This is a genomic window from Bradyrhizobium sp. BR 1432, from assembly GCF_051547705.1.
GTDB lineage: Bacteria > Pseudomonadota > Alphaproteobacteria > Rhizobiales > Xanthobacteraceae > Bradyrhizobium > Bradyrhizobium zhanjiangense.
Genome location: NZ_JBPUGF010000003.1, coordinates 1,935,293 through 1,958,326 on the forward strand (window position 1 = coordinate 1,935,293; position 23,034 = coordinate 1,958,326).

Genomic DNA, 23,034 nt, shown 5'->3' on the forward strand with positions numbered 1-23,034 from the left:
CCCTACGAGAGCTTGCTAAGACGCATCCCTCATGCGTCTCTCCCTGACAACCTGGAACATCAATTCGGTGCGGCTGCGCATCGATCTGGTCGCGAAATTCCTCAAGAGCGCGCGGCCGGACGTGCTGTGCCTGCAGGAGACAAAATGCATCGATGACGCCTTTCCGTTGAAGCGCTTCAAGCGGCTCGGCTATGAGCACGTCGCGCTGAACGGACAGAAAGGCTATCACGGCGTCGCCATCGTCTCGAAGATCCCGTTCGAGTCGAAGGACATCCGCACCTTCTGCGACAAGATCGATTCGCGCCACATCTCGGTATCGTTCGGCGAGAAGGCCAACATCGCAAAGCCGCTGGTGCTGCATAATTTCTACGTGCCCGCCGGCGGCGACATTCCCGATCCCGCCCTGAACGAGAAGTTCGATCATAAGCTCCGCTTTCTCGACGAGATGAAGGCCTGCGAACCGCTGCATCCGCGCGGCGAGGACCGTCACATCCTGGTTGGCGATCTCAACGTCGCCCCGCACGAGAACGACGTATGGTCGCACAAGCAGCTGCTGAAGGTGGTGTCGCACACGCCTGTCGAAACCGAGAAGCTGAAGGCAGCGCTGGCGGCCGGCGAATGGATCGACGTCGCGCGCGAGCGCATTCCGATGTCGGAGAAAGTCTATACATGGTGGAGCTACCGCTCCGCCGACTGGACCGTCGGCGATCGCGGCCGCAGGCTCGACCATATCTGGGTCTCGCGCGCGCTGAAGGATACCGTCAGTGATTTCAAGATTCTTCGCGATGCCCGGAGCTGGGAGCGGCCGTCGGACCACGTCCCGGTGACGGTGACGCTGGAGGTGTAGCCTCTCGGGAAGCCCGTAGCCTGGATGGAGCGCAGCGCAATCCGGGGTTCTTGCATACGGAAAGGCTGTCCCGGATTACGCTTCGCTCCATCCGGGCTACGACAGCTCAGCTCGTCAGCTTCGCACCGGCCATCAGGATATCGCTGGCGATCTGGCTGGAGCGCACCGCGAATTCGTCGCGCAGGCGAACCGCGGCGGCGGGGTCGCTTTCGAGCACGCGCTGGAACAGGCTGCGCGCGATGCGGATGACGGAGGCGTGCTCCAGCGCAACCGCGCTCGACGGCCGCTTCATCGGCACCACCAGCGCGAGCTCGCCGATCAGCGCGCCGGGACTGGCGATCATTTCGGCGCCGGCGCCGTCCTCGACCCGGAAGGCGCCGCGCTGGACCACGAAGCCGGCATCGGCCTCGTCGCCGAGATTGAACAGGACGTCGCCGCGGACGAAGTTCCGCTGCTCGGAGCCGATCGCCAGCATGCGCAACGATGCGTCTCCCAACAGGCGCAGTGTCGGGACTCGCTCGAGAAGCGCTACATCGTCGTCGATTGACATTCAGGTCCGAGGCTCAAAGGCGCGCGATCTCAAACGATTCGCGGGCCCCCGAAGCGTATCACGGCACCAGCTTGTAGCCACCGGCTTCCGTGACCAGGATTTCCGGGTTGGCGGCATCCTTCTCGATCTTCTGGCGAAGGCGGTAGATGTGGGTTTCCAACGTGTGGGTGGTAACGCCGGAATTATAGCCCCAGACCTCCTGGAGCAGGGTCTCGCGCGAGACCGGCATCTGGCCGGCCCGGTAAAGGAAACGGAGGATGGCGGTCTCCTTCTCGGTGAGGCGGACCTTGCGCGCGTTCGCCGCAGTCAGCATCTTCGAGCCCGGGCGGAAGGAGTAGGGGCCGACCGAGAACACCGCGTCCTCGCTGGCCTCGTGCTGGCGGAGCTGGGCGCGGATGCGGGCGAGCAGCACGGCGAAGCGGAAGGGCTTTGCCACATAGTCGTTGGCGCCGGATTCCAGCCCCAAAATCGTGTCGGAATCGGTGTCGTGGCCGGTCAGCATGATGATCGGGGCCTTGAAGCCGCCCTTGCGCAGGGAGCGGACCACCTCGCGGCCGTCGGTGTCGGGCAGGCCGACATCCATCAGAACGAGATCGGGAGCATTGGCCTTTGCGGCGCTCGCGCCCTTGGCGCCGGTATCGACGGCGGACGCTTCGAATTCTTCGTGCAGCGATAATTGCTCCACCAACGTATCGCGCAGATCGGTATCGTCATCCACGATCAGGATCTTGCGGGCATTGGCCATGGGGGGTCATCCTTTTGGGTCCGGCTCGGCGCGCATCCATGCCGCACCCAGCCGCGAGGGAAAGTTAGGGTCGCCGTTGTTATTGTTGTTCGTGTTGAAGTAGTGGGCTGTTACCGATTCACAAGCCAGAACCACTCTAACCCAGAATAGCAGGGCGTTTTGATGAATGTCCTGTAATGAATTCGACATCGCGTGTTCACATGAAAAACAAAGCTGCGTCAGCTAGTTACACCCAGAATCGAAGGGCCGGGCCGCTGTCCGCGATCCGTGTTAAACCTGCTGCCGGTAATCCGCGCCGGGGCTGGCTGACGGCCGGAGCACTGACGATACCGGTGGCGCTGGGGCGAGGCGGCATTCTCGCCAACAAGCGCGAGGGCGACGGCGGCACCCCGCGCGGCAGCTTCCGTCCCAGGCGGTTGTGGTGGCGGGGCGACCGGCACAGCCGCCCGCAGACGTTCTTGCCGGCCCGGATCATCAGCGGCGAGGACGCCTGGTGCGAGGACCCCAAAGACCGTCATTACAACCAAGGTATCCGGCTCGGCGAGGGGCAGGGCGGGGACCGGCTCAAGCGCGCCGACCACCTCTACGATTTCATCATCGAGATCGACCACAACACCAGGCCGCGGATCGCCGGCCGCGGCAGCGCGGTGTTCTTGCACCTCGCCCGCGACAATTTCGGCCCGACCGCAGGCTGCGTCTCCATGACGAAATCTGCGATGCTGCAATTGCTGCGACGACTGGGGCCAAGAACAAGAATCATCATCGGGTGAGGACGGATGCTCGACAAGGATCAGATCGCCGCCGCATCGCAAGTCCTGGTGAAGCATTGGCGCGACGGCACCAAGCTTGACGCGCTGGATGTCCGATTGCGGCCGCAGAGCCGCGCTGATGGCTATGCCATCCAGGCTGCGCTCGAAACGCAATCGAGCGGAAAATTATTCGGCTGGAAGATCGCGGCAACGAGCGAGTCCGGACAGAAGCACATCAACGTCACGGGACCGCTGGCCGGCCGCATCATGAGCGACAGCGTAATCGCCGATGGCGGCACCGCGTCGATGAAGGGCAACGAGATGCGCGTCGGCGAGCCGGAATTCGCCTTCCGCATGGGGCGCGATCTACCGCCGCGCGCGGTGCCGTACACTGTCGACGAGGTCCTCGCCGCCGTAGGCACCTTCCATCCCGCAATCGAAATTCCCGATTCGCGCTTTACCGATTTCGCCAGCGCCGGCGAGGCGCAGCTCATCGCCGACAATGCCTGTGCGCATCTGTTCGTGCTGGGCGCGCCGACGACTGCGGATTGGCGCGCGCTGGATCTCGTCGAGGAGCGGCCACAAATCACGCTACGTGGCCAGCGCTATAATGGCCACGGCAAGAACGTGCTCGGCGATCCCCGCGCGGCCCTCGCCTGGCTCGCCAACGAGCTGCGCGGGCTCGGCATCACCTTGCGGGCAGGGGAGGTGGTGACCACAGGCACATGCCATCCGCCGCTGCCGATTAAGGCCGGCGATCATTTTGCGGTGGATTTCGGTGGGTTGGGGAAGGTGTCGGTGGGGTTTGTGTAGGCGCACACGCTCCGCTGTCATTGCGAGGAGCTCGCGACAAAATTGCGAAGCAATTTTGCGCTGATGCGACGAAGCAACCCAGAATCCCTCCGCGGAAAGATTCTGGATTGCTTCGCTTCGTTCGCAATGACGAAATCGATGACGGTTGCTGGGTGCGTTCCTCGCTAACGGCTCTCACCTGTGCCCGAAGATCGCGCTCCCCACGCGGACATGGGTGGCGCCGAGCATGATCGCGGTCGCAAAATCCGCGCTCATACCCATCGACAGGTTCTTCAATCCATTGCGAGCCGCGATCTTGGCCGTGAGAGCAAAGTGCGCCGCCGGCGGTTCGTCGACGGGCGGGATGCACATCAGGCCGGAAATCGTCAGCCCATAGGTGTCGCGGCAGCTCGCGAGGAAGGCATCGGCCTCGCCGGGCGCGACGCCGGCCTTCTGCGGCTCTTCGCCGGTGTTGATCTGGACGAAGAGCTGAGGGTGCTTGTTCTGGGATTCGATTTCCTTGGCTAACGCTTGGCAAATGCTCGGACGGTCGACCGAATGGATGGCATCGAACAGCGCGACCGCCTCTTTCGCCTTGTTGGATTGCAGCGGGCCGATCAGATGCAGCGCGATGTCGGAGTAAACAGACGTTAACGCAGGCCACTTGGCTTTGGCCTCCTGCACCCGATTCTCGCCGAATACGCGCTGTCCGGCGGCGATGACCGGGGTAATCGCATCCGCGGCGAAAGTCTTGGACACCGCGATCAACGTCACGGAGGCGCGATCACGCTGCGCATCCTTGCAGGCGCGTGCAATTTCGGCTTCGACTGCGGCGAGCGCGTTTGGTGAATGGCCGGTTACCGGCGTGGCATTGGCTTCTGTCATGACGTCGATTGGTTGTGGTCGTAACCGAGGTAAGTCCAATTTTACCGAGTTCAAGAAAGAGTTTTTGAACCCTTCGCTTTACCTTGGCCCATGGGGTGGGTAGCGAAATGGCAAGCGTCAGTCTCAACCGCAAACGAGCGAAACTCAAGCAGGTTCTCGGAATCCGGGCGCGGCTGGCGTTGCTCGCGGTGATTCTGGTGGCCCCCTTGATGCTCGAGCGCATCCGTTCGCTCGAAGGCACGCGCGCGCGACAGATCGCGCAGGCCGCGGCCGAATTCACCACCGTCGCAAGGCACAGCGCCGATGCGCAGCGCGAAGTGATCTCGTCGGTCGAGACCATCCTGAAATCGGAGGCCTTCATCCGGGCGTCCGCCGGCGGCATCAGCAAGAGCTGCGACGTGCTGCGCGCGAGCCTGCCGTCGAGCCTGCCCTGGATCCGCACGCTTCTGATCGCCGGCCAGGACGGTCGCATCCAGTGCGCCACCAACAACATGTATGTCGGCCTCGACCTCAGTGACCGGCCTTACTTCCTGCAGGCGCAGCAAACCGGCCGCTTCGTGTTGAGCGACTTCATCCTGTCCCGGCCCGCGCCGACGCCGACCGTCATGGCGGTTTATCCGGTGTCCGCGTTCAGCGGCGTACCGGATGCCGTCGTGCTCGCCACCGTCAATCTCGACTGGATGTCGAAGGTCATGAGCAATCTCGGCGGCCGCGCCGGCATTACCGCCGTGCTGGTCGACAGCGCCGGCACCGTGCTGGCCGCGCCGGCCGACCAGCACAGCGCGGTCGGCCGTCCCCTCGACAACATGCCGCTGATGTCGGCGATCGCCGACAGGGCACTGCGGTCGGACCAGGACGAAGGTTCGCTGTCCTTTCTTGCTGCCGACGGCTCCCGCCGCGCCGTCAGCTACATCCGCATCGCTGGCACCAACGCCCGCCTGATCGCCAGCATCGACGAGGACAAGGTGTCTGCGGCCGTGAGCCGCGACATCCGCACTGCCTATCTCCAATTCGCCTTCGTCGTCGTGTTCGTCCTGCTCGGCGCGCTGATCGCCGCCGAGAAACTGGTGATCAAGCCGATCGAGATGCTGGCCGACATGGCCAAGCGTCTCGGCGAAGGCGATCTGTCGGCACGGGCGGCGCGCAGTCGCCTGCCCGCCGAGTTCGTGCCGCTGGCCCGCGCGTTCAACGCGATGGCCGCGCAATTGAGCCAGCGCGAGCGCGAGCTGATCGCCAGCAACGACCGCCTGACGGTGATGGCCTCGATCGACATGCTGTCCGGCCTCGCCAACCGCCGCGGCTTCCAGAGCCGGCTCGATTTCGAATGGATGCGCGCGCAGCAATATGGCAGCGAGCTCGCGCTTCTGATGATCGACGTCGACCACTTCAAGCTCTTCAACGATACCTATGGCCATCTCGAAGGCGATTCCTGCCTGACCCGGCTCGGCGAATCGCTGTCCGGCATTGCCGCCGACACGATGGGCTTTGCGGCACGCTATGGCGGCGAGGAATTCTGCCTGCTGCTGCCGAACACCGACGTGCCCCGCGCCGTCGAAATCGGCGAATTGGTGCGCGCGGCCGTGCTGAAACTCTGCCTGCCGCACATCACCTCCGCGCATATGATCGTCACCGTCTCGATCGGCGTTGCTGCGACGAAGCCAAACGAGACACTGCGCCCCGGTGATCTCATCGAAGCCGCCGACGCCGCGCTCTATGCCGCCAAGCATCGCGGCCGCAACAACGTCGTCGAGCACGGCGTGCAGGCGATCGAGACCGGCGCGACTGACATGATGATGGCGGCTAACGGCTAGAGCGTTTTCGAGCGAAGTGGATACCGGTTCGCGTGAAGAAAACGCGTCAAAACAAGAATCTAGAGCTTCGGTTCTGACTCAATCAGAACCGATAATGCTCTAGCCCGCAGCTCCGGCGCGCTCGAGCTCGATCTCGGTCACCACGCGATTGCGGCCGCCGCCCTTGGCGAGATAGAGCGCGCGGTCACAGCGCTCGATGAGATCGGTGATCGCTTCGCCGGTCCGGTATTGCGCGACACCGATCGACACGCTGATATTGGGCAGGATCTCACCTGTCGAACGACGCGTGATCCTGCATTCGGCGATCGCGCGCCTGATGCGCTCGGCGGTCTCGGCAGAGGCGGCAAGGTCGGCATCCGGAAGCACCGCGATCAGCTCCTCGCCGCCATAGCGGGCGGGCAGATCCTGCTCGCGGACCTTCTCGCGCAACACCTTGGCGATCAGGCGCAACACTTGGTCGCCGATGCCATGGCCGAAATTGTCGTTGAAGGTCTTGAAGTGGTCGATGTCGAGCAAGAGCACGCTGAGCGGCTCGCCCCATTCCGCGGTCGCCTGCGCCTTGCGCAGGAATTCGTCGAGCGCCCGCCGATTCGCCAGCCCCGTTAAGGTGTCGGTCCGGGCGCGCTGCTCGGACCTCGACAGCGAATCACGGATCACGTCGAGCTCGCGGGTCTTTTCCGCAAAGCCTGCCTCGAGCCGCGTCGCGCGGGTGGCAGCGCGGGCCAGCTCGTTCATGAGCTGGGCGACCAGTGCCTTCGGATCGACGCCGGCCTTGCCTTGGTCCGCGACCTCGCTGATCGCCTGCATCTGCGAATGGTTGTCGGCGATGGCCGTCGTCAGAAACTCCTTTGCCGCACCCATGAGGGCATGCAGCCGCTCGGAGGTGCGGACGACGATGGCACTGACCTGCGGCGCGATGTAGGTCTCGAACAGATCCTGATTGGTTCTGCTGTCGAAAGGACGGTTGTGGTCGATCAGGAGATCGATCGCGTCGCGCAGATCGTCTTGGCTGCCGGCGAGATATTGGAACCAGACGGCAAAATTGGCCGGGGTCGGCGCAATCCGCTGCTCGGCCATGCTCCGCATCGCCCGTCCGGCAATGGACGCGGCATAGTCGTAATCGGGATCGTCGAAGCTGGAATCCATCGCAAGTATTGGGGGTCCTTGGCGGGCGCAACTTCGCATCGACCCCTTAATCACACCCCAACGGCGGCCTCGGTATTTTTGCGGAGCAGCTCGGAAGGTTCCCCAGATTGCGGCAACCCATTGACCCCTTGCGGACTTCTATGGCCTAGTCCGCCGTCTTTAAGCCGGCCGAACCACGAAAAGCCAACGATTCCATGACCTCCGAACGCTACAACGCCCGCGACGCCGAACCGCGCTGGCAACGCCTCTGGGACGAACAGGCGATCTTCGTCTCCCGAAACGACGATTCGCGGCCGAAATACTACGTCCTCGAGATGTTCCCCTACCCGTCCGGGCGCATCCATATCGGCCATGTCCGCAATTACACGCTCGGCGACGTGCTGGCCCGCTTCAAGCGCGCCAAGGGGTTCAACGTGCTGCATCCGATGGGCTGGGACGCCTTCGGCCTGCCGGCCGAGAACGCCGCGATCGAACGCAAGGTCGCGCCGAAAGCCTGGACCTACGACAACATCGCCGCGATGAAGAAGCAGCTCCGCTCGATCGGGCTGTCGCTGGACTGGTCCAGAGAGATCGCGACCTGCGATCCCTCCTACTACAAGCACCAGCAGAAGATGTTTCTGGACTTCCTGCGCGGAGGGCTTGCCGAGCGCGAGAAGCGCAAGGTGAACTGGGATCCCGTCGACATGACCGTGCTCGCCAACGAGCAGGTGATCGACGGCCGCGGCTGGCGTTCCGGCGCTGTCGTCGAGCAGCGCGAGATGAACCAGTGGGTCTTCAAGATCACGAAGTACTCGCAGGAGCTGCTGTCCGCGCTGGATGGGCTCGACCGCTGGCCCGACAAGGTGCGGCTGATGCAGCGCAACTGGATCGGCCGCTCCGAAGGCCTGTTGATCCGCTTCGCGCTGGATGCGGCAACGACGCCGGCCGGCGAGAACGAGCTGAAGATTTTCACGACACGGCCCGACACGCTGTTCGGCGCGAAGTTCATGGCGATCTCGGCGGATCATCCGTTGGCGCAGGCGGCCGCCGCGAAGAACCCTGAGCTTGCGGAGTTCATCACCGAGATCAAGAAGATCGGCACCGCGCAGGAGGTCATCGACACCGCGGAGAAGCAGGGCTTTGACACCGGCATCCGCGCGGTGCACCCGTTCGATCCCTCCTGGAAGCTGCCGGTCTATGTCGCCAATTTCGTGCTGATGGAATATGGCACCGGCGCGATCTTCGGCTGCCCGGCGCATGACCAGCGCGACCTCGACTTCGTCAACAAGTACAATCTCGGCAACACGCCGGTGGTCTGCCCCGAAGGGCAGGATCCGAAGACATTCGTCATCACCGACACCGCCTATGACGGTGACGGCCGCATCATCAATTCGCGCTTCCTCGACGGCATGACGATCGATCAGGCCAAGGAAGAGGTGGCGAAGCGGCTGGAAGGCGAGCTGCGCGGCAATGCGGCGGTCGGCGAGCGGCAGGTCAATTTCCGCCTGCGCGACTGGGGCATTTCGCGCCAGCGCTATTGGGGCTGCCCGATTCCCGTCATTCATTGCCCGAAATGCGATGTGGTGCCGGTGCCGGATGCCGATTTGCCGGTGACGCTGCCGGACGATGCGACCTTCGATCGGCCGGGCAACGCGCTCGATCATCACCCGACCTGGAAGCACGTCGCCTGCCCGAAATGCGGCGGCAAGGCTAGCCGCGAAACCGACACCATGGACACCTTCGTGGATTCGTCCTGGTACTTTGCGCGCTTCACCGATCCCTGGAACGAGAAGGCGCCGACCACGCGGTCGGTGGTCGATCGGCTGATGCCGGTCGATTGGTATATTGGCGGTGTCGAGCATGCGATCCTGCATTTGCTCTACGCGCGCTTCTTCACCCGCGCGATGAAGGCGACCGGGCACATTGCGCTGGACGAGCCGTTCGCCGGCCAGTTCACCCAGGGCATGGTGGTGCACGAGACCTACCAGAAGGCCGACGGCACCTATGTGCAGCCGGCCGAGGTCAAGGTCGAGGTCGGCGGCAATGGTCGCCGCGCCACGCTGCTCGCGACCGGCGAAGACATCCGGATCGGCCCGATCGAGAAGATGTCGAAGTCGAAGAAGAACACGGTCGATCCCGACGACATCATCGAGACCTATGGTGCCGACGTCGCACGCTGGTTCATGCTGTCGGACTCCCCGCCCGACCGCGACGTGATCTGGAGCGACGAGCGCGTCCAGGGCGCATCGCGCTTCGTGCAGCGGCTATGGCGGCTGGTGAACGATGCAAAGGAACTCGGCAAGGAGGCGCCGGCGGCCCGGCCGGCTTCGTTCGGGACGGATGCGACCGCCTTGCGCAAGGCCGCCCATGGCGCCCTGGACAAGGTCACGACCGGCATCGAGCGGCTGCACTTCAACGTCTGCCTCGCCCATATCCGCGAATTCGCCAATGCCCTGTCCGAGGTGCTCCAGCGCCCCGGCCAGCCCGCCCCGGACCTCGCCTGGGCGATCCGGGAGGCCGGCCAGATCCTGGTCCAGCTGTTCTCCCCGATGATGCCGCATCTGGCCGAGGAGTGCTGGCAGGCTTTGGGCCAGAGCGGGCTGGTTTCAGAGGCCAATTGGCCCCAAATCGAACGCGATTTGCTGGTTGAAGACAGCGTGACCCTGGTGGTCCAGGTCAACGGCAAGAAGCGGGGTGAGGTCACGGTTGCAACAGTGGCCCAGAATCCGGAAATCGAGGCTGCCGTTTTGGCCCTCGATGCGGTAAAGCTGGCCCTGGACGGCAAGCCCGTCCGCAAGGTGATCATCGTCCCCAAGAGGATCGTGAATGTTGTCGGCTGAGGATCCGCATCGCAGCCCGCTTGCTGGCGGTCGCCGCCCTGGCGGCTCTGACGGCCGGCTGCTTCCAGCCGATGTATGCCGAGCGTAACGACGGGACTCCCGGCCTGCGCGAGAAGCTGATGGGGGTCGAGCTGCCGCCGATCGCCAAGCCGAACGCCTCGCGCGAGGCGCGCGTTGGCGTCGAGGTCCGCAATGCTCTGGCCTTCAAGCTCTACGGCACGGCGACAGGCATGCCACCGACGCACCGCCTGGAGATCCGCTTCACATCCACCCGCTCCTCGCTGATCGTCAGCGCCGCGACCGGACTGCCGACCAGCGAGAATTACGGCATCGACGCCCAGTACAATCTGATCGAGGTCGTCACCGGCAAATCGGTGATGACCGGCACCACCTTCTCGCGTGTGTCCTACGACATGCCCGGCTCCTACCAGCGCTTCGCGCGCAACCGGGCCTATCGCGACGCCGAGGATCGTGCCGCCAACGAGATAGCCGAGAACATCACGACCCGGCTCGCCTCGTTCTTCACCGCGGGCACCTGATTCATTCCAGTCATTCCGGGGCTCGCGAAGCGAGAACCCGGAATCTCGGTTCCCAACCTCTGGTTTCTCTGGTGCGCAATTGTGCACCGTAGTTCGCGCTACGCGCGCTCCGGAATGACGATCTAGGCCATGGTCGCGCTGCGCGGAAAAGAGATCGATGCCTTCCTCGCCCGCCCCGATGCGGGCCGTCCGATCATCCTGCTCTACGGTCCTGATGCGGGCCTCGTGCGCGAGCGCGCCGATGCGCTGATCGCATCCGCCGTCGACGATCCCAACGATCCATTCTCACTCGTGAGGCTCGATGGCGACGAGCTCTCCGCCGAGCCGTCGCGCCTCGTCGACGAGGCCATGACCGTGCCGCTGTTCGGCGGCCGCCGCGCCATCCGCGTCCGCGCCGGCTCGCGCAGCTTTGCCAGCGGCATCGACACCCTGGCCGAGATGAGCGTGAAAGATTGCCGCATCGTGATCGAGGCCGGCGAGCTGCGTCCGGAATCGCCGCTGCGCAAAGCCTGTGAGCGCGCCAAGACGGCGGTCGCAATCGGCTGCTACCCCGACACCGAGCGCGACCTCGCCAAGCTGATGGAGGACGAGCTCCGCACCGCCAATTTGCGCATCGCGCAGGATGCCCGGGCCGCGCTGATGTCGTTCCTCGGCGGCGACCGTCAGGCCTCGCGCAACGAGCTGCGCAAGCTCACCCTCTATGCCCATGGCAAAGGCGAGATCACGTTGGATGACGTGATGTCCGTGGTCGCCGACGCCTCCGAGCTGAAGCTCGATCCCATCGTCGACGGCGCCTTCGCCGGCCGGCCCGACATCGTCGAGACCGAATTCGCCAAGGCCATGATCGCCGGCACCTATCCCGGTGTGATCATCTCCGCCGCGCAGCGTCAGGCCGCGTGGCTGCACAAATCGGCGCTCGCGATTGCCGACGGCACGCCCGCCTCCGCCGTGCTCGACGGCGGCTTTCCACGGCTGCACTTCTCGCGAAAGCCCGCGGTCGAAACAGCGCTGCGCAATTTCAGCCCGGTCCGGCTTGCCGCCATCATCGAGCAGCTCGCGACGGCCGCGCTCGAGACCCGCAAACAATCCACCCTCGCCGCCGCCATCGCCCAGCGCACGCTGATGGCGATCGCCGCGAATGCGAAGCGGCGGGGGTGAGTGCGGCTCTCACCACGTCATTGCAAGCGCAGCTCTCTCAGCACCGTCATTGCGAGGAGCACTTGCGACGAAGCAATCCAGAATCCTTCCGCGGAAAGATTCTGGATTGCTTCGCTTCGCTCGCAATGACGGTGGAGAGAAACGGCTGCTGCCTTTCCAGCATCGTCCTGGCGAAGGCCAGGACCCATTGCCACCGCGAGTAATTTGGTGGGCGGTATTGGCCTTGATATCCTATCGATAGATCACGCGGTATGGGTCCCGGCCTGCGCCGGGACGACAGCGAGGGCGATTAAATCCCGCCCTTCGCCAGCCGCTTCATCACCTCGTCGAGCTGATCGAGGTTGCGATAGTTGATCTGCACGGAGCCGCCGGGATCGCGGTGATTGACGGTGACCTTGAGCCCGAGTGCGTCGCTGACGCGCTTTTCGAGATCGATCGTATCAGGGTCCTTTTCCTTCGTCCCAGCGCGCGCCTTCTGCGGCTTGCGCTCGGGCACGCCCTCCTCGTGCGCGAGCGCCTCGGCCTGACGGACATTGAGGCCCTCCTCGACGATGCGCTTGGCGGCCGCGAGCGGATCGGGCACGCCGATCAGCGCGCGGGCATGGCCGGCCGTCAGTTCGCCGGTCGCGATGAAGGCCTGCACCTCGGCCGGCAGCTTCGTCAGCCGCATCATGTTGGCGACGTGGCTGCGGCTCTTGCCAACGACTCTTGCGATGTCGTCCTGGCTGCGTTTGAACTCGTTGGCGAGCGCGTGATAGCCCTGCGCCTCTTCCATCGGGTTGAGGTCTTCGCGCTGCACATTCTCGACGATCGCGAACTCCAGCGCATCGCTATCGCTGATGTCGACCGGCACGATCGGCACCTCGTGCAGGCCAGCCATTTGCGAGGCGCGCCAGCGCCGTTCGCCGGCGATGATCTCATAGCGGTCCTGTGCGCCCTTCACCGGTCGCACCACGATCGGCTGGATCACGCCATGCTGCTTGATGGAGTCGGAGAGCTCCTTGAGCTCGGCCTCTGAAAAGGTACGGCGCGGGTTGCGCGGATTGGCCTTGATGAATTCGATCGGCACCTTGCGCTGCGCGCGCGGACGATCGACATGCTGAGCCTCGCCGCCGACATCACCGATCAGACTCGCAAGACCTCGGCCCAGTCGCGAACGCGCTTCGTCGGCCATCGCCAGCTCCCTTGGATTCACGGTGCAGCACTCCAGAACTGAATTTCAGAACTCTCGATCGTAGGGTGGGCAAAGGCGCGTCTTCGCGCCGTGCCCACCATCTTTCAATCGAATGGTTTTGGTGGGCACGCTTCGCTTTGCCCACCTTACGGCAGCGTCAATGCGTCATGCGCAGCTCGCGCTCGCGCTGGATCACTTCGGTGGCGAGCCGCAAGTAAGCTTCGCTGCCGACGCATTTGAGATCGTAGACCAGCACCGGCTTGCCGTAGGACGGCGCTTCCGAGATGCGCACGTTGCGCGGGATCATGGTCTTGTAGACTTTCTCGCCCATGAACTGGCGGACGTCGGCAACGACCTGGTTCGAGAGGTTGTTGCGCGAGTCGAACATGGTCAGCACGATGCCGTGGATCGACAGGTTCGGATTGAGCGTCGAGCGCACCTGCTCGACCGTCTGCAGCAATTGCGACAGACCTTCGAGCGCGAAGAACTCGCATTGCAACGGCACCAGGATCGCATCGGACGCCGCCATCGCATTCACCGTGAGCAGGTTGAGCGAGGGCGGGCAGTCGATCAGCACATAGGTGTAGTCGGCGTCCGGCGAGACGTTGTTGTTGAGCGCGCCGATGGCGTCGCGCAGCTTGAAGGCGCGGCCGGGCGTGGTGCCGAGCTCGAGCTCGAGGCCGGAGAGGTCCATGGTCGAGGGCGCGATGTGCAGCCGGGGCACCGCGGTCGAGACCACCGCCTCGCGCAAGGCGGCTTCGCCGACCAGCACGTCATACGTGGAGCAGGAACGGTTGCGACGATCGATGCCGAGGCCGGTCGAGGCGTTGCCCTGCGGGTCGAGATCGACGATCAGGACACGTTCACCGATCGCCGCGAGCGCCGTGCCGAGGTTGATCGCTGTGGTTGTTTTTCCCACGCCGCCCTTCTGATTCGCCAGCGCCAGGATGCGCGGGTGGCCATGCGGCACCTCATTGGTCTCTTGGGCGTCCTGTTCTTGCTGCGGCTCGTCAATCACGCTCATCGCAAATTCCCCCACTCAGGCCCCTGAACGCCTCACCCGCGCCGTTCGACGGACGTCAGTTCCACGATCCACCCGTCACCGGTGCGGCTTGGATGGAGCTGAGTCTGAATATTCCAATATTTAGCGGCTTCGGTCAATTCAGCCTCTACATCTTGACCCTTGAGAAACAACGCCTTTGCGCCCTGGCGCATCAGCGGCTCCGCAAAGCCGATAAGTTGATGTAACGGAGCCAACGCGCGCGCGGTGACGCAATCGACGGGGCCGGTGATTCTATCCACATTATCCCCGATCTCAGCGAGATGTACGAGCCCCGGAGATGTGGTGACGCGAATCGCCTCGCGCAGGAATGCGGCCTTCTTGGCAATTCGCTCGACGAGATGGACGCGGGCATCCGGCGTCCCGGCCATGGCGCAGGCGAGCACGACGCCCGGGAAGCCACCGCCGCTGCCAAGATCGGCCCAGCGTTTTGCCGCCGGCGCGAGATCAACGAGCTGAAGCAAGTCGGCGATGTGCCGGGTCCAAAGATGGGGCAGCGTCGAGGGCGCCACCAGGTTGGTCTTGGCCTGCCACTCCCGGAGCAAGGCGATGTAGCGATCGAGCCGGTCTTCCGTTTCATGTGAAACGGGCGCGAGCTCGAGCGCCGCGATCTTGTCGGCAGCGATGACCGCGTCCAGTGATTGATCTGTGGCGCTGGCCTTGTCGACCTTCGGTCTGGTCGGCCTCGGTTCGGGTCGACCACCGGCGCCCTCACCCGCCGCGGATTTTCTTGATGACGATCTGCCGCCTCTCGGCCCGCGCTGTTTCACGTGAAACGCCTATGCGATCGCCTTTGAGGTCTTCCGTGCCTCGCGCCGCAGATAGGCAGCGAGAATGCCAAGCGCCGCCGGCGTCATCCCATCGATCCGGCCGGCCTGGCCGACCGTGAACGGCCGGGCCTTTTCCAGCTTGGCCCGCACCTCATTGGAGAGACCGGGGACCTGCTGGTAGTCGACCTCAGCCAACACCATCCCCTCGTCGCGCCGGAAGGCTTCGACATCAGCGCTCTGTCGCTCCAGATAGACGTCGTATTTGGCGTCGATCTCGAGGTGGGTGGCGATGACAGGGTCGATCGCCGACAGCTCCGGCCAGATCGCGCGGACCTGGCTCCAGCCAATATCTGGATACGCCATCAGCTCGAAGGCGGACCGGCGCTGGCCATCGCGGTTCAGGGACAGTCCGTGCTTGATCGCCTCGTTCGGGGTAATCGCGAGCGACTTCGAGAGCGTCCGGGCTGCGTTCAGGGCATCCATCTTGGCGCGATGGTGCTGCATCCTGGCAGTGCCGACACACCCCAAGGCGATGCCCTTCTCGGTCAGACGCTGGTCGGCGTTGTCGGCCCGCAGCGTCAGCCGGTATTCGGCCCGGGAGGTGAACATCCGATAGGGCTCGCTAATCCCGCGCGTGACGAGGTCGTCGATCATCACACCGAGATAGCCATCCGCCCGGTCGAACACGATCAGCGCGGCCCCGCTCGCCGAGAGCGCGGCGTTCAACCCGGCCACGATGCCCTGCCCGGCGGCCTCTTCGTATCCGGTAGTGCCGTTGATCTGCCCTGCCAGGAACAGACCGCGCAAACGCTTGGTCTGGAGGGTCGGATCGAGTTCGCGGGGATCGATGTGGTCGTATTCGATGGCATAGCCCGGACGGACCATCTTCACCCGCTCCAGGCCCGGAATGCTGGCGAGGATCGCGAGCTGGACCTCTTCGGGGAGCGAGGTCGAGATGCCGTTGGGATAGACGGTCGTGTCGTCGAGCCCTTCCGGCTCCAGGAAGATCTGATGGCCATCACGGTCGCCGAAGCGGACGATCTTGTCCTCGATCGACGGACAATAGCGCGGACCGGAGCTCTTGATCTGGCCGGAGTACATCGGGGAGCGATGGACATTGGCGCGGATCACCTCATGGGTCGCCGAGGTGGTCCGGGTGATCCCGCACTGGATCTGCGGGGTCGTGATCCGCTCCGTCATCACTGAGAACGGCTCCGGTGGTTCGTCTCCGGGCTGCATTTCCACCGCCGACCAATCGATCGTGGTGCCGTCCAGACGGGGCGGAGTTCCCGTCTTCAGCCGCCCGAGGGTAAAGCCAGCGCGCTCAAAGGAGCCGGAAAGCCCCATCGCCGGTGCCTCCCCGACGCGACCGGCGGGCCAATTCTTCTCGCCGAGATGGATCAGACCGCGCAGGAAGGTGCCGGTGGTGACGACAATCGCCCCTGCCCGAAGCTGCCGGCCATCAGCCAGGCGCAGACCGGTGACCCGGCCTTCCACCACGATCAGCTCGTCAGCCTCACCCTCGATGACGGAAAGACCCTCGGTTTCCCTGATCGCGGCCTGCATCGCGGCCGCATAGAGCTTCCGGTCGGCCTGAGCGCGAGGACCACGGACAGCCGGACCCTTGCGGCGATTGAGGACGCGAAATTGGATGCCGCCGGCGTCGCTGACCCGGCCCATCAGACCATCGAGAGCATCGACTTCGCGGACCAGATGGCCCTTGCCGAGGCCGCCAATGGCGGGGTTGCAGGACATGGCGCCGACGGTGGAGAAACGGTGCGTCACCAGAGCTGTCGTTGCACTCATCCGCGCAGCAGCAGCCGCGGCTTCACAGCCGGCGTGACCGCCGCCAATGACGATGACGTCGAAACTCTCTCGCTCTGTTCGCATGAGCGGACTTCTAGCTCAGAGGCGGAGAAGCCGGAAGCGGAAACTGGCGAGGGCGGATGTTTCACGTGAAACGGTGGGGGCGGGAAGGCGAAAGCGATTTCGTGAAAACAACCCCATGCACAGTAGAAAGGGCGTTGAACGACAGTTGTTTCACGTGAAACGAGAGCGCTTCGATGGGGTTGGGGATTGCAAAGCCGTCATTGCGAGGAGCCCTTGCGACGAAGCAATCCAGTCTGCCTCCGCGGAGAGACGCTGGATTGCTTCGCTGCGCTCGCAATGACGGGCGGGGCGTTGCTCTTGCTCCCTGTTTAAATGCCCGGGGATCGAAGCATTGGCGAGATTGAGCGCTAGGTTTTTCCGGCTCCCGGCCGTCATTGTCTTCGGGCTTAATTGAAGAGGGCTAAGGCCGAAACCTGTTTCACGTGGAATAAACGGTCCCCGCCGTTTCACGTGAAACGCAAGAAATGGAACAAGCGCTAGTCCTACAATGAAGAACTAGCACTACTTTCCGATACAGAATTTCTGGAAGATGGCCCCAAGGACGTCTTCGACATCCACCCGGCCCAGCAGCCGACCCAGGGCATAGGCGGCGGCCCGTAGTTCCTCGGCGGCGAGTTCTTCGCCCTCTTCTACAAGCTCCAAGCTTCGGCGCAAGCTGTCTGCCGCTTGGCGCAACAGGTCGCGTTGGCGCGCCCGGGTCACCAATGCGCCCTCGCTGGTCCCAAAGAATTCAGAGGCAAATGTCACCATCGCGTCGACCAGCTGAGGAATGCCATCGCCCCGGCTCGCCGAGATATCGAACTCGCTGCGCCGCCCGGCTTCCCCCACCCCACCGAGATCGATCTTGTTGCGCACGATCCAGATCGAGCCACCGGTCCGATCGCCTTCGCCGGCCTTCCACAGCGACCGCGCCGCGTCGGGATCGATGGCCTGCGATCCCTCCACCAGCCACAGTACGAGATCTGCGTCTTCGGCCCTAGCCCGTGCCCGGCGCACGCCCTCTTGCTCGACCGGGTCATCGGTCTCGCGAATGCCGGCGGTGTCGATCACCGTCACGGGGTATCCGTCGAGATCGAGCTGCACCTCGATCACATCGCGTGTGGTGCCGGCGTGCGGCGAGACGATCGCGACCTCGCGGCGGGCGAGTTGATTCATCAGCGTCGACTTGCCGACATTCGGCTCGCCGGCGATCGCAACCACTAGGCCATCGCGCAGACGTTCAGCTTGTCCCTGTGCCGCAAGGACTTCCGCAATTTCACCATGCAGCGCTCGGATCGCCTTGATGGCCGGCGCCAGGAGCTCGGCAGGCACATCGCCCTCGTCCGAGAAATCGATGCCGGCTTCGATCAGGGCAGAAGCCTCGATGATGCGCTCACGCCAATCGCGCGCGCGATGGCCGAGCAGGCCTTGCAATTGGCGCAGCGCCTGACGCCGCTGGCGGTCGGTGTCGGCGTGGATGAGATCGTCGAGGCCCTCGGCCTCGGTGAGGTCGAGCTTGCCGTTCTCGAACGCGCGCCGCGTGAACTCACCAGGCTCGGCCGCCCGCGCATTCGGTATATCAGAAATAGATGCGAGAAGCGCCGAGAGCACCGCACGTCCGCCATGGACGTGGAATTCGGCGACGTCCTCGCCGGTCGCGCTTGCCGGTCCCGGAAACCAGAGCACGACTGCGTCGTCGATCGGTTGGCCCATACCGTCACGGAGCAATCGGCGGCTGGCCTGCCGCGGCGCAGGCAGCGTACCCGTCAGCGTCGTCAACACCACGCCGGCCTGCGGCCCGGAGACGCGCACCATCGCAATCGCGCTCGGCGGACGGCCGGACGACAGCGCAAAGATGGTCTGGTCTTGCGGATGCATGGCCTATTTGTCCGGCTGCGGAAGAAAAGGCAAATCCACCATTTCGAACGCCAAGTGGCCTAGTTTTGCTGCGCCAAGTCCCGCAGCAAAGGATTATATTGCGATGCAATAAAACTGCGGCAATTTTGCTGCAGGATCCAGCCGCTCAGGCCCAGCAGGCTCAACCAAATTCAATCTTATTGTATTCTGTCAAAGGCTTAACCGAAAATCGGGGTCGAGCGAGAGGGCCGCTAATCTGCTGCAATTCGCCGCAGCAAAGCTGCACAATGAAAAAGGGCGCCCGAAGGCGCCCTCCACTTTTCGCTGCACTGCATTCAAGTATTCATCGAGTCGAAGAACTCCGAATTGCTCTTGGTCGAGCGCAGCTTGTCGAGCAGGAAGTCGATCGCATCCATGGTGCCCATCGGGTTGAGGATGCGGCGGAGCACGTACATTTTCTTGAGCACCTGCGGATCGGTGATGAGCTCCTCCTTGCGGGTGCCGGAGCGCGAGATGTCGATCGCCGGGAAGGTGCGCTTGTCCGAGACCTTGCGGTCCAGGATCAACTCCGAGTTACCGGTGCCCTTGAACTCTTCGAAGATGACTTCGTCCATGCGGCTGCCGGTATCGACCAGCGCGGTCGCGATGATTGTCAGCGAGCCGCCCTCCTCGATGTTGCGGGCGGCACCGAAGAAGCGCTTCGGGCGCTGCAGCGCGTTGGCGTCGACACCGCCGGTCAGCACCTTGCCGGATGACGGCACCACGGTGTTGTAGGCGCGCCCCAGTCGGGTGATCGAATCGAGCAGGATCACGACGTCGCGGCCATGCTCGACCAGGCGCTTGGCCTTCTCGATCACCATCTCGGCGACCTGAACGTGGCGCACCGCCGGCTCGTCGAAGGTCGAGGACACCACCTCGCCCTTCACCGAACGCTGCATGTCCGTGACTTCTTCCGGACGCTCGTCGATCAGGAGCACGATCAGATAGCAGTCCGGGTGATTCGCGGTGATCGAATGCGCGATGTTCTGCATCAGCACGGTCTTACCGGTGCGCGGCGGCGCGACGATCAGCGCGCGCTGACCCTTGCCGATGGGCGCGACGATGTCGATCACACGTGCGGAGAGATCCTTGCGCGTGGGATCGTCGATCTCCATGCGGAAGCGCTGATTCGGAAACAGCGGCGTGAGGTTGTCGAAATTGACCTTGTGCTTGGCCTTTTCCGGATCCTCGAAATTGAGCGTGTTGACCTTCAGCAACGCGAAATAGCGCTCGCCCTCTTTCGGGCTGCGAATATGGCCCTCGATGGTGTCGCCGGTGCGCAAGCCAAAACGGCGGATCTGCGAGGGCGAAACATAGATGTCGTCAGGGCCTGGCAAGTAATTCGCATCGGGCGAGCGAAGAAAGCCGAAGCCGTCGGAGAGCACCTCGACAACGCCCTCACCGACGATGTCGGTTTCCTGAATCGAGAGCTGCTTTAGGATGGCGAACAGCAGCTCCTGCTTGCGCAGGGTGCTGGCGTTCTCGACCCCTTTCTCTTCCGCGAACGAGACGAGCTCGGCCGGGGTTTTCGACTTGAGGTCCTGGAGTTTAATTTCCCGCATTGGGGTGGTCCTGTGGGGTAACCTTGGAAGGGGGTGCGAGGTGGCTCTGAAATGCGGACGCGAGCAGGTGCAGGTAAGGTCCGCAGGTCTGGCAAGGTGAGTGCCGGTGAGGCTTCAAACCTGATGCGGTGTCCGGCCTCTGGAAAGCTCGGACACAACCACATCCGCCTGCGTTGGGTGGGATATCGATAATATAGAAAATCGCTTCCTGCTCCGCAAGCCGAAGCGCTGAGCGATTCGTCGCGCGCCTTGCCTAGAACGGCTTCACGATCACCATGATCACGATGAAAATCATCAGGACGGTCGGCACCTCATTGATAATTCGATAGAATTTCTGGGTCCGCGGGCGCCGGTCGGCGGCGAAATCCTTCAGCCAGCGGGAAAAAAAGCCGTGGACCGCGGACATTGCCAGGACCAGTGCCAGTTTTACGTGCAACCAGCCGGAGCTGAACCAATGGCCGGACCAGGCGAGATAGAGCCCGGCGAGCCAGGTGACCATCATGGCAGGATTGATGATCGCCTTGAGCAGCCGGCGCTCCATGACCTTGAATGTTTCCGACTGCTTCGATCCGATTTCGGCCTCGGAGTGATAGACGAACAGCCGCGGCAGATAGAGCATGCCCGCCATCCAGGAGATGACGGCGATCACGTGCAGCGCCTTGATCCACTCATACATGCCGGCAGCCTTCCATTCTTGTTTTCGACCCGCTTTGCCGACGCGAACCGGGATCCATTCTGCTCGAAACCGCTTTCTGCTCACCGAACAGTGGATGGAAGGTGTCCGGTAAGAATTCATTCATAGATTTGGGCGCACACACATATCCGCGTGCTCGGCTCTTCTAAACCTAAAAATTTTAGAATCTTAAGGTTTGAGTCTTTGTGACCGTGGATTGGACTCACACAATTCGGTCCGCCGCTTCACGCGCGCTTGTTCACATCCATCAACATATCCTGTGCCGATCTGGGCCGTCGAAATAAGTGACCCGAGCTCAGGGGCTTGCGCCCGCTTGTCGGCAGCTTATCAAGAGGGTTGTCCGCGCAATCCTGTTTCCGCGCCGGACGGCCGGCAAACTTGTTCTGACAGGCAGCGGTGTGAAGAAAATTGGCCGTTGTCCCGTCCCTGGTGTCGCACATCCCTTTCCGAGAGGTTAAGCTCCACAGAAATCCACAAACTGCCCCACCAAAATTCAAAGAGTTTTTGTGCCGACCTCGAACAACTATTTCCATCTGCACCTGGTCTCCGACTCCACGGGCGAGACGCTCATCACCGTGGCGCGCGCGGTCGCGGCTCAATATGCCAACGTGACGCCGGTCGAGCATGTCTATCCGCTGGTGCGCAGCCAGAAGCAGCTCGATCGCGTGCTCGACGAGATCGAGGAGGCGCCGGGAATCGTGCTGTTCACGCTGCTGGAGAAGGATCTGGTCTTCAGGCTCGAGAACAAGTGCAAGGAGATCAACGTTCCGAGCCTGTCCATCATCGGCCCGGTGATGCAGCTGTTTGAAGCGTATCTCGGCGCTGCGACCACGGGTCGCGTCGGCGCCCAGCACGTGCTCAATGCGGAATATTTCAAGCGCATCGATGCGCTGAACTACACCATGATCCACGACGACGGCCAGCATGTCGAAGGTCTCGACGAGGCCGACGTGGTGCTGGTGGGTGTGTCCCGCACCTCGAAGACGCCGACGTCGATCTATCTCGCCAATCGCGGCATCCGCACCGCCAACGTGCCGCTGGTTCCGGGCATTCCGGTGCCCTCGCAATTGGAAACGCTGACGCGGCCGCTGGTCGTCAGCCTGCATGCGACGCCGGAACGGCTGATCCAGATCCGTCAGAATCGCCTGCTCTCTATGGGAGCCGAGTCCGGCAGCGACACCTACACCGACAAGCAATCGGTCACCGAGGAGGTCGCGTTCGCGCGCAAGCTCAGCGCCAAGCATGATTGGCCGCTGCTCGATGTCACAAGACGCTCGATCGAGGAAACCGCCGCGGCGATCATGAAGCTCTACACCGATCGCCAGCGCAACCGGCCCTCGGAATAGTTCTCGCGATGGGTCTGTGGCGCGGCACATCTCCGTTGATCCTGGCCTCGCAAAGCAGCGCGCGGAAAATGCTGCTGGCGAATGCTGGCTTCGAATTCGAGAGCGTGACGGCTGACATCGACGAGCGCGGCCTTCAGGCTGCGTCGAAACGTTCAAACCCGCGCGAAATTGCTCTGCTGCTGGCATGTGAGAAAGCCAAGGCAGTCTCGGCTCTTCATCCCGGAAGCTATGTGATCGGCGCCGACCAGACCCTGGCTCTTGGCGAGCGCCTCTTCAACAAGCCCGCCGGTCGTCCCGAGGCGATGGCGCAGTTGCGCGATCTCGCCGGCAACAGCCACGAGCTGAATTCAGCGGTGGCGGTAGCGCATGATGGAAAGATTGTTTTCGAGGATGTTTCGGTAGCCCGCATGACCATGCGGCAAATGACCGAGGCCCAGCTTTCAGCCTATCTCGATGCCGCCGGTGACGCCGTCACGACCAGTGTCGGCGCTTATCAGCTCGAAGGGCTGGGTATTCATCTGTTCGAGCGCATCGAGGGCGACCATTTCACCATTCTCGGCCTGCCGCTGCTGCCGCTGCTTGCGTTCCTGCGCCGCGAGCGGCTAGTTGCGGTGTGAACGAC

Annotated in this window: 20 protein-coding genes; 9 read left to right on the forward strand and 11 right to left on the reverse strand. The window is 63.3% G+C overall.

Translation table 11 applies throughout. The features are described from left to right. The first annotated feature begins 31 nt into the window (after positions 1-31). Positions 32-847 (forward strand): exodeoxyribonuclease III, encoded by an 816-nt coding sequence (gene xth / locus ACSKB8_RS09210; RefSeq protein WP_438103693.1) that lies wholly within the window; start codon positions 32-34, stop codon positions 845-847. A 106-nt stretch (positions 848-953) separates the two neighbouring features. On the opposite strand, the gene ACSKB8_RS09215 is transcribed toward xth, so the two are convergent. Both ACSKB8_RS09215 and ACSKB8_RS09220 read right to left on the reverse strand, forming a co-directional pair. Beyond that, positions 954-1,397 carry a cyclic nucleotide-binding domain-containing protein gene (locus ACSKB8_RS09215; RefSeq protein ID WP_091882654.1) on the reverse strand — a complete coding sequence of 148 codons (444 nt, stop codon included), beginning with the start codon at positions 1,395-1,397 and terminating at the stop codon, positions 954-956. A gap of 58 nt (positions 1,398-1,455) precedes the next feature. Further along, positions 1,456-2,142 carry a response regulator transcription factor gene (locus tag ACSKB8_RS09220; RefSeq protein WP_007598630.1) on the reverse strand — a complete coding sequence of 229 codons (687 nt, stop codon included), beginning with the start codon at positions 2,140-2,142 and terminating at the stop codon, positions 1,456-1,458. A gap of 200 nt (positions 2,143-2,342) precedes the next feature. On the opposite strand from ACSKB8_RS09220, the gene ACSKB8_RS09225 reads away from it, so the two are divergent. Together ACSKB8_RS09225 and ACSKB8_RS09230 are read left to right on the forward strand one after the other, a co-directional pair. Continuing rightward, on the forward strand, positions 2,343-2,912 hold the full coding sequence (locus tag ACSKB8_RS09225) for a L,D-transpeptidase family protein (RefSeq protein ID WP_438103694.1): 570 nt from the start codon (positions 2,343-2,345) through the stop codon (positions 2,910-2,912). Positions 2,913-2,918: 6 nt separating this feature from the next. Further along, positions 2,919-3,704, forward strand: a complete 786-nt coding sequence (locus ACSKB8_RS09230) for a 2-keto-4-pentenoate hydratase (protein ID WP_438103695.1) — start codon at positions 2,919-2,921, stop codon at positions 3,702-3,704. 174 nt (positions 3,705-3,878) lie between these two features. On the opposite strand, the gene ACSKB8_RS09235 is transcribed toward ACSKB8_RS09230, so the two are convergent. Then, positions 3,879-4,568 carry a YggS family pyridoxal phosphate-dependent enzyme gene (locus ACSKB8_RS09235; RefSeq protein ID WP_438103696.1) on the reverse strand — a complete coding sequence of 230 codons (690 nt, stop codon included), beginning with the start codon at positions 4,566-4,568 and terminating at the stop codon, positions 3,879-3,881. 107 nt (positions 4,569-4,675) lie between these two features. Here ACSKB8_RS09235 and ACSKB8_RS09240 point away from each other — a divergent pair, with 107 nt between their 5' ends. Further along, positions 4,676-6,379, forward strand: coding sequence for a diguanylate cyclase domain-containing protein (locus ACSKB8_RS09240; RefSeq protein ID WP_438103698.1), 1,704 nt, complete (start codon positions 4,676-4,678; stop codon positions 6,377-6,379). Positions 6,380-6,478: 99 nt separating this feature from the next. On the opposite strand, the gene ACSKB8_RS09245 is transcribed toward ACSKB8_RS09240, so the two are convergent. Next, positions 6,479-7,525, reverse strand: a complete 1,047-nt coding sequence (locus tag ACSKB8_RS09245) for a diguanylate cyclase (RefSeq protein WP_438103700.1) — start codon at positions 7,523-7,525, stop codon at positions 6,479-6,481. A 194-nt stretch (positions 7,526-7,719) separates the two neighbouring features. Here ACSKB8_RS09245 and leuS point away from each other — a divergent pair, with 194 nt between their 5' ends. The 3 genes from leuS (at position 7,720) to holA (ending at position 12,041) form a co-directional block, all read left to right on the forward strand. Then, positions 7,720-10,344, forward strand: a complete 2,625-nt coding sequence (gene leuS, locus ACSKB8_RS09250) for a leucine--tRNA ligase (RefSeq protein WP_438103701.1) — start codon at positions 7,720-7,722, stop codon at positions 10,342-10,344. Beyond that, entirely contained in the window at positions 10,341-10,883 is a 543-nt protein-coding gene (lptE, locus tag ACSKB8_RS09255; protein WP_438110465.1) for an LPS assembly lipoprotein LptE, read from the forward strand. The genes leuS and lptE overlap by 4 nt, the downstream gene beginning before the upstream one ends. 129 nt (positions 10,884-11,012) lie before the next feature. Then, positions 11,013-12,041, forward strand: a complete 1,029-nt coding sequence (gene holA, locus ACSKB8_RS09260) for a DNA polymerase III subunit delta (RefSeq protein WP_438103703.1) — start codon at positions 11,013-11,015, stop codon at positions 12,039-12,041. A 289-nt stretch (positions 12,042-12,330) separates the two neighbouring features. Here holA and ACSKB8_RS09265 read toward each other — a convergent pair whose 3' ends face one another. From ACSKB8_RS09265 to hemJ, 7 genes are all read right to left on the reverse strand, one after another. After that, positions 12,331-13,215 carry a ParB/RepB/Spo0J family partition protein gene (locus ACSKB8_RS09265; protein ID WP_438103705.1) on the reverse strand — a complete coding sequence of 295 codons (885 nt, stop codon included), beginning with the start codon at positions 13,213-13,215 and terminating at the stop codon, positions 12,331-12,333. A 157-nt stretch (positions 13,216-13,372) separates the two neighbouring features. Beyond that, on the reverse strand, positions 13,373-14,239 hold the full coding sequence (locus ACSKB8_RS09270) for a ParA family protein (protein ID WP_091882627.1): 867 nt from the start codon (positions 14,237-14,239) through the stop codon (positions 13,373-13,375). Positions 14,240-14,271: 32 nt separating this feature from the next. Then, a complete protein-coding gene (gene rsmG, locus ACSKB8_RS09275) occupies positions 14,272-14,913 on the reverse strand; it encodes a 16S rRNA (guanine(527)-N(7))-methyltransferase RsmG (RefSeq protein ID WP_438110467.1) in 642 nt (213 codons plus the stop codon). Between the two features lie 141 nt (positions 14,914-15,054). After that, positions 15,055-16,935 (reverse strand): tRNA uridine-5-carboxymethylaminomethyl(34) synthesis enzyme MnmG, encoded by a 1,881-nt coding sequence (gene mnmG / locus ACSKB8_RS09280; RefSeq protein WP_438103707.1) that lies wholly within the window; start codon positions 16,933-16,935, stop codon positions 15,055-15,057. Between the two features lie 501 nt (positions 16,936-17,436). Next, complete coding sequence (mnmE, locus tag ACSKB8_RS09285; RefSeq protein WP_438103708.1) at positions 17,437-18,792, reverse strand: tRNA uridine-5-carboxymethylaminomethyl(34) synthesis GTPase MnmE; 1,356 nt, start codon at positions 18,790-18,792, stop codon at positions 17,437-17,439. A 314-nt stretch (positions 18,793-19,106) separates the two neighbouring features. Then, complete coding sequence (gene rho, locus ACSKB8_RS09290; RefSeq protein WP_091882608.1) at positions 19,107-20,372, reverse strand: transcription termination factor Rho; 1,266 nt, start codon at positions 20,370-20,372, stop codon at positions 19,107-19,109. Between the two features lie 253 nt (positions 20,373-20,625). After that, complete coding sequence (gene hemJ / locus ACSKB8_RS09295) at positions 20,626-21,048, reverse strand: protoporphyrinogen oxidase HemJ (protein WP_091882604.1); 423 nt, start codon at positions 21,046-21,048, stop codon at positions 20,626-20,628. A 524-nt stretch (positions 21,049-21,572) separates the two neighbouring features. Between hemJ and ACSKB8_RS09300 the strand changes: the two genes are divergently transcribed. Both ACSKB8_RS09300 and ACSKB8_RS09305 read left to right on the forward strand, forming a co-directional pair. Beyond that, on the forward strand, positions 21,573-22,412 hold the full coding sequence (locus ACSKB8_RS09300) for a pyruvate, water dikinase regulatory protein (protein WP_091882598.1): 840 nt from the start codon (positions 21,573-21,575) through the stop codon (positions 22,410-22,412). A gap of 8 nt (positions 22,413-22,420) precedes the next feature. Continuing rightward, complete coding sequence (locus ACSKB8_RS09305) at positions 22,421-23,029, forward strand: Maf family nucleotide pyrophosphatase (protein ID WP_438103711.1); 609 nt, start codon at positions 22,421-22,423, stop codon at positions 23,027-23,029. Positions 23,030-23,034: the final 5 nt, after the last annotated feature.